Raw genomic sequence first — 13474 nt, 5'->3', positions numbered from 1 at the left:
ATTTCATTTTTATTTATTAGGAAAAATCAATGGAAGTTCGACAGCGTAGTTTGATGGCCGGTATTTTAATGGCAGCTATGGTGGTTGCACCAATGGCTGAAGCGAAACGTGCGGGTGGCGGTAAAAGCCATGGCATGAGTCGTTCTGCTGCTCCAAGCCAATCTTACCAACAACCACGTCAAGCTGCTCCTGCCCAACAACCTGTTGCTCCTGCTACAGCCCCACAAAAATCAGGTCCGGGCGTAGGTGGTATGGTTGCTGCTGGTGTTGCTGGTGCTGCGATTGGTGCAGTTGCAGCCAATGCAATGGCGGATGACAAACCTGCTGCAAGCAGTGCTGATGCTACAGCACAACAGCAGCAAGAAGAAAAAGGCGGACTTCCAGGCTGGATCTGGATTCTTCTGGCAGCAGCAGTCGCTTTCTTCTTGTTCCGTAAATTCGGAGCAAAAAAAAAATTAGCCGCTAACAATCCGTATGCACCAAACAATGCTGGCAATACAGCCCCGTTTGGTCAGCAAAATGCAGCACCACGTACTTCAAATGACAACAGCAATATTTTTGGTCAAACAGTAGGTGGTTCTGCTGGCGCAGCAACTCAAGCACCATTTGGTGCTGCTTCAACCAGCAATGGCAATCAATTGCCAGATGGGACTGAACCTGCTGCATTCTTACGTGTTGCTCGTCAGCGTTTTAACCACATTCAGTCCATGAATACAGCAAGTAACATTGCTGAAATTCAACGTTATTTAACGCCTGATCTTTATCAGTCTATGTATAACGACATTATGGCGAACCAAGACCAGGATGTTGCTGAATTCTCTAACCTGAATGCCATGGTTACAGATTCTGCAACTGAAAATGGTCAATATGTGGTAAGCGTACGCTTCACCGGTACAGTAAGCGAAGACTTAAACAGCTTGCCGCAACCGTTTACTGAAATCTGGCACTTTGTAAAACCTGCCGGTTCTAACCAGGACTGGCTGGTTGCAGGCATTCAGCAAGAAAGTTAATCCCTTGCTAAAAACTCATCTAAATGCACTGACATGAGTTGATGTTTTTAGCGACAATACTGTAAAAGCCAATCTTCGGATTGGCTTTTTTATTTCATTCCTTTTAGGCTATAGCAAAAGTTTTTGGATACATGTATGTCTAACCGAATTTCTCCCCCTGCCTCGCTGATGAATTTAGCTATTACAGGAAATGCCAAAGCGCAATTTGAACTGGCCGAACTCTATATGCAAAGCGAGCATGATGATGACATTATCCTTGCTGAAGAATGGGCACTCAAAGCTGCTGAAAATGGCAATATTGAAGCCATGTATTGGTTAGGTGAAGGTTATACCGTTTATGCCAAAGACTTGGCAGAAGAAGATCCTGAAGAATCCAAAGCGCATTTTGAATTGGGCTATTACTGGCTCAGCAAAGCCAATATGCAAAAACACCCTGCTGCGACTTTAGAGTTAGCGGGTTATTTCCGTCGTGGTGATGTGATTGAAAAAGACGTGGAAAAATCGGTTGCTTTAGTTAAACAGGCAGCTGAATGGGGCGATGCTCAAGCCATGCGTGATCTAGCTTGCATCTATGAACACGGTTTAGGTGTGGATGTAGATGAAGAAAAAGCGGATTACTGGTCTGAAAAAGCACAAGCAACTGAACAATAATTGAATTAAAAAAGCCCATCCAATGATGGGCTTTTGTTTTATACAGTTTTTAAATATTAACTCTGGATATCATCATTTACTTCGACAACAATCACTTGTCGACAAATTCCGTCTGCTTGACGTTGCTGCTCAAACACTGAAGCAGGCATCGCATCAAAACTGTCAAAGAAACAGATTTCATCCGCATTTATATCGTAAACAAGTGAGTGGTTACCCACATCTTCTAATGTGTCGTAATAGACAATTACAAATTTATTTTGATCAAATGCCTGTTGGATTTGCTCATAATTTAACGCTGGGAGAATGGGTAAACCTAGTTGTTCAGCTTCTTGGTAACTGAGTTTTTCACTGTCCTGAAGATCAGGGTCATGCTCGGTATGAAACTGAACATTGAAACCAAACTTTTTTAACCCTACAGCTAGACCTATGGTTGTCGTGCCATTTTCCGAATCATACCCACATACATCTACCAGTTGCTGAATATCAGCATCGATACCTAAATGTTGCAGCAACATCCATACCGCAAAAATTCCACCATTTGCTTCTAGATTCGCTAATTCTTCAGGCATTTCTAAAGCCATAATTTTCATCCAAAATATGATTGTACTGATAATAAACAAAATGGCATAAACTCGAAATCAAATAATTATCTCAACCTATAGAAAGTGTATAAATTTCATATATATTAAACATAAATAATCAAATTTCAGTAAATTAGAAATGGCATATCAAGCTACAATTTTAAATGTAATGATCGCATCACCAAGTGATGTCGCAGAAGAAAGACAACTTATACGTGATGCAATCTATGAATGGAATGCGATTCATTCTAAGCAATTTGGTGTAATGCTGAATCCTGTTGGTTGGGAAAATAATGTCGCTCCACAAATGGGAAGTAGACCTCAAGAAATTATTAACAAAAGAATTTTAAATAATTCCGACATATTGTTAGCTATTTTTTGGACTCGATTAGGAACTGAAACTGGTGAATATGTGAGTGGGACAGTCGAAGAAATATATAAACACTGTGAAAACAATAAATTAACTTCGATTTATATTTCTAAAAAATCATATCCTGACAATATAGATTTAGAACAGTTACAGCTTTTAAGAGATCAAACTCAAATTTGGCTTAAAGAAGGATTATTAGATTTTTATGATAATCACTCTCTCTTTAAACAAAAAATCAAAGATCATTTATCTCTTCATATTCAACATAATGAATATATTCAGACTATTATAAATGAACTTAACTCCAACGATACGCCAATCGAAACATCTACAAAACAAACTATCGAGCCCAGCGATGAAATGATTCAACTTATAATAAATGCTGGAGAGGCCGAAAGCGAAATTCAATTTATTTCGGGTATTGATTGTACAAATTTATATGCTGGCGCTTTAAAATTAAATTTGGATACGCCTAGAAAAATTGCTACATGGAAAAGCACTCTGCATGAACTTGAAACGTTGGGACTCATTCAAGATGAATATGATGGAAAACTCTTTAGCCTCACACAACAAGGTTGGAAAGCATTTGATCAACTAAAAGAACAACAGCAGGAAAAATAAATAATATTCGCACTAACAACTTGGAACACTTTTAGAATCCAAGTACAATAGCCGGCTAGTCGAGGGATGCTGCGACTTTTTCACAGGCTCATTTTAAAAAATAGCAATGTGAAATCGCTAGGCTCGACGATCCGGTCAAAACATCGGTAAAAAACTGGTTTTGATCAAAAACGGCATCCGCGAACATAACGATCCAATCTATTTTTTCTCTAGGAGATCCTGATGAACGCGGTTACTGCTTCATTTACAGATTATAAAGTTGCCGATATTTCACTTGCTGATTACGGCCGTAAAGAAATCAAACTAGCTGAAGCTGAAATGCCAGCCCTTATGGGTCTGCGTAAACGCTACTCGGCAGCTAAACCACTTGCAGGCGCGAAAATTCTCGGCTGTATCCACATGACCATTCAAACTGCGGTTCTTATTGAAACTCTGGTTGAATTAGGTGCAGAAGTGCGTTGGACTTCATGTAACATCTTCTCTACTCAAGACCACGCTGCTGCTGCAATTGCTGCATCTGGTGTTCCAGTATTTGCTTGGAAAGGCGAAACTGAAGAAGAATACATGTGGTGTCTTGAACAACAAATCAACGTCAATGGCAAACCTTGGGATGCCAACATGATTCTAGATGATGGCGGTGACTTGACTGCTGTTGTTCACGAAAAATATCCTGAACTGATTGCTAAAATTCACGGTATTACTGAAGAAACGACTACAGGTGTAGCTCGTCTTCTAGAAATGTGGAAAGACGGTTCACTTAAAGTTCCTGCAATCAACGTAAACGATTCAGTAACCAAATCTAAAAACGATAACAAATACGGTTGCCGTCACTCACTCAACGATGCCATCAAACGTGGTACAGATATGCTTTTATCTGGCCGTCGTGCGCTTGTGATCGGTTATGGTGACGTAGGTAAAGGTTCTGCTCAATCACTTCGTCAAGAAGGCATGATTGTACGTGTATCTGAAATCGATCCAATCTGTGCAATGCAAGCCTGCATGGATGGTTACGAAGTTGTATCTCCATACAAAAATGGCGTACAAACAGGTAAAAAAGAAGATGTAAATGTTGATCTTCTTCAAAACACTGACTTGATCGTAACTACGACTGGTAACTACCACGTATGTGACTCTGCAATGCTTGATACATTAAAAGCTGGTGCAGTAGTTTGTAACATCGGTCACTTTGATACTGAAATCGATACCAACTACCTACGTGGTTACAAATGGGTTGAAGTTAAACCTCAAGTACACCAAGTGTATCGTACAGAAAATGAAAACGATTACCTGATCCTTCTTTCTGAAGGTCGTTTGGTGAACCTTGGTAACGCAACTGGTCACCCATCACGTGTAATGGACGGTTCATTTGCTAACCAGGTATTGGCTCAAATGCACTTGTTCGCTGAAAAATTTGCTGATCTTCCTGAAGACAAAAAACAAGCCGCAATTCGCGTAGAACTACTTCCTAAAAAATTGGACGAAGAAGTTGCTGCCGCAATGGTTGCTGGTTTCGGTGGTGTATTGACTACACTAACTCAAGAACAAGCAGACTACCTTGGCGTACAAGTTGAAGGTCCATTCAAATCTGAGACTTATAAATACTAAGTTTTTAAATGACCTCTCCCTAGCCCTCTCCTATAAGGAGAGGGAACATTCATTACCAAATGTATGTCATCGAGGGTAAGTCCTCTCCTTTCAGGAGAGGATTTAGGAGAGGTAAGACTAATTAAAACAGTATTTATAAAAAGGATTTGAAAATGTCTAAACGTGTTCCTATTTCGTTTGAATTTTTTCCAACTAAAACTGATGTCGGTGCGGAAAAACTTCGTGTTGTTCATAAAGAATTACAACTGTTAAATCCTGAATTCTTTTCAGTGACTTATGGTGCTGGCGGTTCTACTCGCGAACGTACACTTGCTGCAATCAACGACTTTAATGGTAAAGGCACACCTGTTGCCCCGCACCTTTCTTGTATTGGCGATGACAAAGCGCGTATTGCCGAGTTGCTGGATCTATATAAGTCCCAAGGCATCAATCGTATTGTTGCGCTACGTGGTGACTTGCCTTCAGGTCAGGTTGGCTTGGGTGAATTGCCTTATGCTCAAGACCTTGTTCGCTTTATCCGCGAACATTCAGGTGACCATTTCCAAATTGAAGTGGCTGCTTATCCTGAAATGCACCCACAAGCAGACAGCTTTGATAAAGATATTCAACACTTTGTTGAAAAAGCCAATGCCGGTGCCAATGCAGCATTAACCCAGTTCTTCTTTAATCCAGATGCATATTTCTATTTTATAGACCGTATTCAAAAAGAAGGTGTGAATATTCCGGTAGCGCCTGGCATTATGCCAATTACCAATGCAAGCAACCTGATTCGCTTCGCTGATGGTACCGGTGCCGAAATTCCACGCTGGATTCGTAAGCAATTGGCAACCTATGGCGATGACACAGCAAGCATCAAAGCCTTTGGTCATGAAGTTGTAGTGAACTTGTGTGAACGTCTGCTTGCAGGCGGTGCACCAAGTTTGCACTTCTATACCATGAACACCACTGATCCAACCCGTCAGCTTGTGCTCGATCTTGGCCTGGCCTAATTTTTTATCTGATTTGTGAGTAATACTTAAATGCCGCGTTTTTATATTGAAGCTGATTTAGCTGTTGATATGAATGTTGAATTAACTGAAACGGTTTTTCATCACTGGGTCAAAGTATTACGTGCACAAACAGGTGAAAAAGCCACCTTGTTCAATGGACAAGGTGGTGAATATGAAGTTACGCTTATTGAAGTAACAAAAAAGTCAGCGACCGTTTCTGTCGACTCGTTTAATCCTGATGATCGCACCCCTGCGTTTAGCACCTTGCTTGGACAAGTGATGAGCAAAGGTGACCGGATGGATTATGCCATTCAAAAAGCAACCGAACTTGGGGTTTCTAAAATTCAGCTGCTGACTTCCGAACGTTGTGAAATGCGGCTTAAGTATGATCGTGACCAAAAGAAAATCGACCATTGGCAAGGAATTGCAATTGCAGCTTGCGAACAATGCGGTATGAACAAGGTTCCTGAAGTGTTAGCACCTGTATCGTTACAGGACTGGCTGGCCAGTGAATTACCGGCAACAAAACTGGTACTCGCACCTAATAAAGACCAGGTCAATGTATTGGCTAATGCTACCCCAGATATTGCATTATTGATTGGTTCTGAAGGCGGCTTAAGCGAAGCAGAGATACAATTATCTAACAATGCAGGATTTATAAATTGGTGTATTGGCAATCGTGTGTTACGCACAGAAACTGCCCCTGTTGTAGCCTTATCCATTTTGAATTATAACTTAACTGTATAGTTCATCAGAATTTAGATAAATGGGGTATGATTAGATTGATTTTTTCAAATAACGTTATTACTCTTGACTTAAAGAGACAAATATATATTTAGAATATAGTTTAGTTTTTTAACAGAGTTAAAATTTTAATAAGTAATTTATTGCAAAACAAAAATAAGGTTTTTGCTTATATGTCAGATATTCAAGACGAGTACATTAAGCAGCATGTGAGTGCTGCTCAAATTATCAATACAATTCGGCTCAGTCGCTTCTTTCTCATAAGTATTGTTCTCGTTTCATTATATGTATATGGCATTTATCAATTTTATTACAGCAAGCCATCTTTTTATTTCAATCTCTGGTTTATTGTCATAGAACTGTTCTGTGGCCTGAATATCCTACTGACCAGCATCTATTTTAAGCCCGATCAGTTCTGTTTGAACCATGCACACCGTTGGCTGCAATTTCAGAGTTTATTGACTGGAAGTGCTATTGGCATCGGCATTAGTCTGATTTACTACTATCTACCGCAATACAATCCTGCATTTAATTATGTAAATGCATTAATTTTGTCAGCGTTATTACTCATCGTCAGTCAGGCATTTGCACTGACCTTTTTAACCCAGCGCTTAACCTATTTCTGCCTGACGTTTATACCGGCTATTTTTCCTTATCTGGCCTCACAATTTATCAGCACAGAAACAACAAATCACTTATTCCATCTGACCATAAATTTTGCCCTGATTGTCATGTTGTTATGTGCCAATACCACATCGCGTATTCATCAGCGCATTTCTGCCCTTTATTCAAAAAATAATCGTTTGGTTGAAAATGCCAAACAACAGGTTTTATGGACGGATGAATTATGCAAGCAATTACAAACTGAAATTAATAAATCGAAAGATATTGAACTGCAATTACAATTAAATAATCAGCTGCTTGAACAGAAAGTTAAAGAACGGACTTTTGATATTGCCAAAATGAATGCTGATCTAGAAAATCAGCAGCAAAATCTGGTCTTGGCACATGAAATTGCCGGACTGCGTCCATGGGACTGGAATATTAAAGATCGTGAAATTCTGGTGACGGACTCAAAACAGCAAAAGACCCTTAAACCATCCAAATTACATCATCATCAGCTAGAAAATATTATTCATCCGTCTGATCTTGACCAGTTCAAGCGAGCAATGAAAAAGCATTTACGTGGTCAGTCACCACTTTATGAAGCAAGCTATCGAATTCAAAATAGCAGTGGCAAGTGGAAATGGGTGCATGATATTGGTCGAGTCATTGTTCGTGATCCTAACAATAAAAAGCCCCTACGTATGGTGGGTATCCGTCGTGATATTCATCAGGAACGTAGCGATCAGGAACGCTTAAAACTCGCAGCGAGCGTACTTCAGCAAGCTGCCGAAGGTATTTTCATTCTTGATGAGCAACTTTGCTATATCGACGTTAATCCATTTTATGAACAGCTCACCGGCTTTACACACCAGCATATTATTGGCAAAAATTTATTTGATATTACGGCAAACTATAAGTCGCAACAAAGAAGCAGCCACAACTCGATTGTTCAGCAGCTAGAAAAAATTGGCGAGTTTGATGGTGAACTGCACGAAAAATTCCTTTCCGGTAAAGAACTGCCCCTCTGGATGCACATTAATGCCATTACCGATGAGCAAAATCGTGTCACCCACTATATTGGTATTGTTTCCGATCTAACTGAGCGCAAACTGCAAGAACAACGTTTGTCTTATTTAGAGAATTATGATCCTCTCACAGACTTGCCTAACCGTTTTTATTACAACTATCAATTACACCAATATTTAGTCAGCCAAAAAGATTCAATTAAACAACTGGCCGTGATTCGTTTGAATATCGACCGTTTCAGACCATTAAATGAGTTTTTAACCAATAGCGGTGGTGACGAGCTGTTACGCCAAGTTGCACAACGACTGCGCCTGACCAATGCCGAAGCTTTATTTGTAGCGCATCTGAATGGTGATGATTTTGCAATTGTGTATGAACTTTCACATATTCGCCCATCGATTCAGCAACACTGTGAACGCATTACCAAAGCTTTTTCCTTACCTTTTAACATTTTCGGTCAGGACCATATTATCACCCTGTCTATGGGGATTTCGTTCTATCCGGAAAATGGACGCCAGCTAGACTATCTGAACAATTGTGCCGAACAGGCTTTAATAGAAGCCAAAAACCTGGGCGGCAATACCTGTAGTTTCTATTCAAATAAAAATACCGCTTTACTTGAGCAAGGCATTTATCTGGAACGTGATTTGCGCCATGCCATCAATAATAATGAGCTGATCGTTTACTATCAGCCAAAAATAAATTTCAGTGATCAAAATATTTATGGTTTTGAAGCGCTGGTGCGTTGGAATCATCCAAGCAAAGGGATTATTCCACCCAACATGTTCATTCCTTTAGCTGAACAAACCAGCCTGATCTCGGATATAGGCAGAATTGTAATTCAACAAACTGCCAAACAAATCCGCCGATGGAATGACTTAGGCTTTAATAATATATGTGTATCGGTCAATGTGGTTGCCCAGCAATTGCAACGTGGTCACTTACTGCAAGACCTTGATCACGCCATTCAAACCTACAAAATTTCCGGTTCTAGTCTGGAACTTGAAATTACCGAATCATCATTACTGGAAAATTCAGTCAAGGTGAAAAACCTGTTGAATGAAATTAAAGACCGTAACATTCATATTTCCTTGGATGACTTTGGAACGGGTTATTCCTCTCTATCTTATCTTGCTGATTTTCCAATTGATATTTTAAAAATTGACCGCAGTTTTGTATCTAGGATTGGACAAGACAAACAGGAAGCTATTGTGAGTGCCATGATTGCCATGGGCAAGGCCATGGGCATGATGGTGGTTGCAGAGGGGATTGAAACCGAACAGCAACTGCAGTACCTGCAAGATCTTGAATGCGATATCGCACAGGGCTACTTATTTTCCAAACCGCTACCTGAAAAAGAAGCAACTACATACCTAGAACAACATCGACTTATACCTTCTTGATATAAGTCAATCTTTCTAATCTCAAGTTTGCTTGAAAAAGACACATACGCGACTGTGCTAAGGTCGCAACAAATGTTATATTCGATTCAACCAAGCAAAAAACCAGCAGCTTTGCTGAATCCCCCCAGTAACAAACGAGATACAGATGGACGATCAATCTTTAAAACAACAGGCATTGTATTATCACGAATTCCCAACACCAGGAAAAATTAGCGTCACGCCTAGCAAGCAACTGGTCAATCAACGTGACTTAGCGCTTGCCTATTCACCTGGTGTTGCTGCACCATGTCTTGAGATTGAACGCGATCCTTCAACTGCTGCCCTTTATACTGCACGCGGTAACCTTGTAGCGGTGGTGACTAATGGTACTGCAGTACTGGGCTTAGGGAATATCGGTCCTTTGGCTTCTAAACCGGTTATGGAAGGTAAAGGCGTACTGTTCAAAAAATTTGCAGGTGTGGATGTTTTCGATATCGAAATTGCAGAAAACGATCCTGACAAAATTGTCGACATCGTTGCAGCCTTAGAGCCAACCTTTGGTGGTATTAACCTCGAAGATATTAAGGCTCCAGAGTGTTTTTACATCGAGCAAAAACTTCGTGAACGCATGAACATTCCTGTGTTCCATGACGATCAACACGGTACATCTATTATCGTGGGTGCAGCTCTTCTTAATGCATTGCAATTCAACGGCAAAAAAATTGAAGAGATTAAAATTGTCGCTTCTGGTGCCGGTGCTGCAGCTCTGTCTTGTTTAAATCTTCTTTGTGCCTTGGGTGCTAAAAAAGAGAATATCATCGTTGCCGATTCACGTGGTCTATTAACCACTCAGCGTGAAGGTCTGGATGAATCTAAAAAAGCATACGTACAAGACATAGAAGGCTCTCAACTTGCTGATGTCATTGGCGGTGCAGACATGTTCCTTGGTCTTTCTGCAGCCGGTATTCTCACCAAAGAGATGGTGAAACTGATGGCCAAAGATCCGATCATCTTTGCATTGGCTAACCCGGATCCAGAAATTCTGCCTGAACACGCGCACGAAGTTCGTGATGATGTCATCATGGCGACCGGTCGTTCAGACTATCCAAACCAGGTGAACAACGCACTTTGCTTCCCTTATATCTTCCGTGGTGCATTAGACGTTGGCGCAACCACTATCAACGAAGAAATGAAGATCGCTTGTGTACACGCAATTGCTCGCATGGCGCATGTTGAAGCAGATGCGGCATCTTATGGCGAAAAATCGGCATCATTTGGCCGTGAATATTTAATTCCGCGTCCACTCGATCAACGCTTGATTCTTGAAATTGCTCCTGCAATTGCACAAGCAGCTATGGATTCAGGTGTAGCAACTCGTCCAATCAAAGATTTCTCTGCATATCGTCAACGTTTGTCTGAGTTTGTTTACAACTCGGCATTCATGATGAAACCGATTTTTGCACAAGCTAAAACAGATCCTAAGCGTATTGCCTATGCTGAAGGTGAAGACTTGCGCGTACTTCGTGCAATCCAAATTGCCGTGGATGAAGGCTTGGCTAAACCGATTTTGGTTGGTCGTACCGCAGTGATTGAAGCAAACATCAAGAAATTGGGCTTACGTCTTGAAAATGGTGTGAATATTGAAATCGTAGATCAGGAGAAAAACCCGAACTACGAAAAATTTGCCGATGATTACTACAACATTATGCAACGCAAAGGGGTAACACCTGAGTATGCACAACGTGAAACACGCCGCCGCTCTACCCTCATTGCTGCGATGCTGGTAAAACACGGTTTAGCTGACGGGATGCTATGTGGTACTTACTCAAGTTACGATATCCACTTAGACTTCGTGGGTAATGTGATTGGGAAAAAAGAAGGTCATAAAACTTTCTTCACTCTGAATGCGTTAATGCTTGAAGACCGTAATCTGTTCATTGCAGATACCTATATCAACCGCAACCCTACAGCTGAACAGCTGGCTGAAATGACCATTTTAGCTGCTGAAGAAGTACGCCGTTTTGGTGTAACACCACGTATCGCGCTTCTTTCTCACTCAAGCTTCGGTAGCGACCAAGATGACTTAAGTGCGCAAAAAATGCGTAAAGTATTTGAAATTTTGAGTGAAATTGCACCTGAACTTGAAGTTGAAGGTGAAATGCACGGCGATTCTGCATTGGATGAAAATATTCGCCATTTTGCCTTCCCGAACTCACGTTTCAAAGGTTCGGCAAACCTGTTGATTATGCCTAATCTGGATGCCGCCAACATTTCGTTTAACCTGTTGAAATCAACTTCCGGTAATAACGTGACTATTGGTCCTATCCTGTTGGGTGCTGCAAAACCTGTACACATTTTGACACCAACAACCACTACACGTCGTTTGGTGAACATGACTGCATTAACTGTTGCCGAAATTCAGGAAAATGAAAAATCAGCACTTTAATTTAGTTAGCTAGATCACATTTTGTGACTTGAGAAAACCTTTATTCTGTAGCATGATTGCTTGAAGAATAGAGGTTTTTTCATGCAAGTTTATTTAGTAGGCGGTGCAGTTCGAGATCACTTGCTCGGACACCCCTATCACGAAAAAGATTATGTTGTGGTTGGCGCAACGCCCGACCAGCTTCTTGCTCAAGGCTATCAGCCGGTGGGTAAGGATTTTCCTGTTTTTTTGCATCCCGAAACAAAAGAAGAATATGCACTGGCACGTACTGAACGCAAGTCAGGTCGTGGCTATCATGGTTTTGAATTTCATACCGATCCTAGTGTTACTCTTGAAGAAGACTTAATTCGTCGCGACCTAACCATCAATGCCATGGCGATGGACAGTGAAGGCAATATCTATGACCCCTATCATGGTCAGCAAGATTTAGAACAGCGAATTTTACGTCATGTCTCCGATGCCTTTGTAGAAGATCCCCTGCGCGTTCTTCGTATCGCCCGCTTTGCTGCACGTTATAAACGTTTAGGCTTTAGTGTGGCGGAAGAAACCCTCGCTTTAATGAAACAATTGGTGGAATCAGGCGAGCTCAATGCACTGATCTCGGAACGTGTCTGGAAAGAAACTTCACGTGCACTGATGGAAGTTCATGCCGATGAATACTTTGCAGTCTTGCGTGCCTGTAGGGCCTTAAAAGTCTTGTTCCCGGAACTGGATGCCTTATACGGTATTCCACAGCGTCCTGAATATCATCCGGAAATTGATAGTGGTATTCATACCATGATGTCATTACAACAAGCCTGTAAAGCTAACTATTCTTTAGATGTACGATTTGCCGTTCTGGTTCATGACTTAGGCAAAGCATTGACTCCTGCAGACGAATTACCGCGTCATATTATGCATGAAGAACGTGGAGTAAAACCGGTCACTGAAATTTGTGATCGCCTTAAAGTGCCGACCAATACCAAACAACTGGCCATTGCTGTATGTAAAGAACATTTAAAATGCCATCAGGCTTTAAGCTTGAAACCGGGTACCTTATGGCGTTTATTGCAACGACTCGATGTGCTGCGTCGTCCTGAACGTGTCGAAGCTTATGTACAAGCCTGTGAATGTGATTCTCGTGGCCGTTTAGGTCTGGAAGACCGTGAATATCCTCAGGCTGCTTATGTGCTTGAAGCCATGCAAGTGGTGCGTAATATCAAGGCACAAGATTTACCGCCTGATATTCAGGGACCTGATATTGGTGAAATGCTGATTCAACGCCGCATTAAAGCGATTGAACAGCTCAAAGCACAACAGATGGTGGCTGCTGTATAGCCCATAAAAAAAGCACCTGAAGGTGATTTTTTTTGATTTCTATCAATCTCCCTAAATCCCTCTTTTCCAAAGAGGGACTTCCTCCCCTTTATGAAAGGGGGTTAGGGGGGATTACTAGTAATCATT

Annotated in this window: 10 protein-coding genes; 9 read left to right on the top strand and 1 reads right to left on the bottom strand. The window is 41.1% G+C overall.

The annotated features are described in order from the left end of the window. Window positions 1-29 precede the first annotated feature (29 nt). Together LZZ98_RS01035 and LZZ98_RS01030 are read left to right on the top strand one after the other, a co-directional pair. The gene (locus tag LZZ98_RS01035) at window positions 30-1010 is read left to right on the top strand and encodes a Tim44 domain-containing protein (protein ID WP_237786277.1); all 981 of its coding nucleotides are present in this window, start codon (window positions 30-32) and stop codon (window positions 1008-1010) included. Between the two features lie 135 nt (window positions 1011-1145). Next, window positions 1146-1661: a tetratricopeptide repeat protein gene (locus LZZ98_RS01030; RefSeq protein WP_237786276.1), complete on the top strand. Its 516-nt coding sequence runs from the start codon at window positions 1146-1148 to the stop codon at window positions 1659-1661. A 56-nt stretch (window positions 1662-1717) separates the two neighbouring features. Here LZZ98_RS01030 and LZZ98_RS01025 read toward each other — a convergent pair whose 3' ends face one another. Further along, entirely contained in the window at window positions 1718-2242 is a 525-nt protein-coding gene (locus tag LZZ98_RS01025) for a cysteine peptidase family C39 domain-containing protein (protein ID WP_237786275.1), read from the bottom strand. 139 nt (window positions 2243-2381) lie between these two features. Here LZZ98_RS01025 and LZZ98_RS01020 point away from each other — a divergent pair, with 139 nt between their 5' ends. From LZZ98_RS01020 to LZZ98_RS00990, 7 genes are all read left to right on the top strand, one after another. Then, window positions 2382-3233 (top strand): DUF4062 domain-containing protein, encoded by an 852-nt coding sequence (locus tag LZZ98_RS01020; RefSeq protein ID WP_237786274.1) that lies wholly within the window; start codon window positions 2382-2384, stop codon window positions 3231-3233. Window positions 3234-3455: 222 nt separating this feature from the next. Continuing rightward, window positions 3456-4838, top strand: a complete 1383-nt coding sequence (gene ahcY, locus LZZ98_RS01015; RefSeq protein ID WP_237786273.1) for an adenosylhomocysteinase — start codon at window positions 3456-3458, stop codon at window positions 4836-4838. A gap of 152 nt (window positions 4839-4990) precedes the next feature. Further along, the gene (gene metF / locus LZZ98_RS01010; protein WP_237786272.1) at window positions 4991-5827 is read left to right on the top strand and encodes a methylenetetrahydrofolate reductase [NAD(P)H]; all 837 of its coding nucleotides are present in this window, start codon (window positions 4991-4993) and stop codon (window positions 5825-5827) included. Window positions 5828-5857: 30 nt separating this feature from the next. After that, window positions 5858-6574 carry a 16S rRNA (uracil(1498)-N(3))-methyltransferase gene (locus tag LZZ98_RS01005; protein ID WP_237786271.1) on the top strand — a complete coding sequence of 239 codons (717 nt, stop codon included), beginning with the start codon at window positions 5858-5860 and terminating at the stop codon, window positions 6572-6574. Between the two features lie 170 nt (window positions 6575-6744). Continuing rightward, window positions 6745-9606 carry a bifunctional diguanylate cyclase/phosphodiesterase gene (locus LZZ98_RS01000; protein WP_237786270.1) on the top strand — a complete coding sequence of 954 codons (2862 nt, stop codon included), beginning with the start codon at window positions 6745-6747 and terminating at the stop codon, window positions 9604-9606. Between the two features lie 145 nt (window positions 9607-9751). Continuing rightward, window positions 9752-12031, top strand: coding sequence for an NADP-dependent malic enzyme (locus LZZ98_RS00995; protein WP_237786269.1), 2280 nt, complete (start codon window positions 9752-9754; stop codon window positions 12029-12031). 81 nt (window positions 12032-12112) lie between these two features. Beyond that, window positions 12113-13348, top strand: coding sequence for a multifunctional CCA addition/repair protein (locus LZZ98_RS00990; RefSeq protein ID WP_237786268.1), 1236 nt, complete (start codon window positions 12113-12115; stop codon window positions 13346-13348). The last annotated feature ends 126 nt before the right edge of the window (window positions 13349-13474 follow it).

This window comes from Acinetobacter sp. SM34, from assembly GCF_022012365.1.
In the GTDB taxonomy this organism is placed as follows: domain Bacteria; phylum Pseudomonadota; class Gammaproteobacteria; order Pseudomonadales; family Moraxellaceae; genus Acinetobacter.
This window is presented reverse-complemented; position numbering and strand designations above follow the sequence as displayed.

Coding starts and splice junctions, on each gene's coding strand:
- LZZ98_RS01035 (WP_237786277.1), top strand. CDS start 30: ATGGAAGTTCGACAGCGTAGTTTGATGGCCGGTATTTTAATGGCAGCT.
- LZZ98_RS01025 (WP_237786275.1), bottom strand. CDS start 2,242: ATGGCTTTAGAAATGCCTGAAGAATTAGCGAATCTAGAAGCAAATGGT.
- LZZ98_RS01000 (WP_237786270.1), top strand. CDS start 6,745: ATGTCAGATATTCAAGACGAGTACATTAAGCAGCATGTGAGTGCTGCT.
- LZZ98_RS00995 (WP_237786269.1), top strand. CDS start 9,752: ATGGACGATCAATCTTTAAAACAACAGGCATTGTATTATCACGAATTC.
- metF (WP_237786272.1), top strand. CDS start 4,991: ATGTCTAAACGTGTTCCTATTTCGTTTGAATTTTTTCCAACTAAAACT.
- LZZ98_RS01030 (WP_237786276.1), top strand. CDS start 1,146: ATGTCTAACCGAATTTCTCCCCCTGCCTCGCTGATGAATTTAGCTATT.
- LZZ98_RS00990 (WP_237786268.1), top strand. CDS start 12,113: ATGCAAGTTTATTTAGTAGGCGGTGCAGTTCGAGATCACTTGCTCGGA.
- ahcY (WP_237786273.1), top strand. CDS start 3,456: ATGAACGCGGTTACTGCTTCATTTACAGATTATAAAGTTGCCGATATT.
- LZZ98_RS01020 (WP_237786274.1), top strand. CDS start 2,382: ATGGCATATCAAGCTACAATTTTAAATGTAATGATCGCATCACCAAGT.
- LZZ98_RS01005 (WP_237786271.1), top strand. CDS start 5,858: ATGCCGCGTTTTTATATTGAAGCTGATTTAGCTGTTGATATGAATGTT.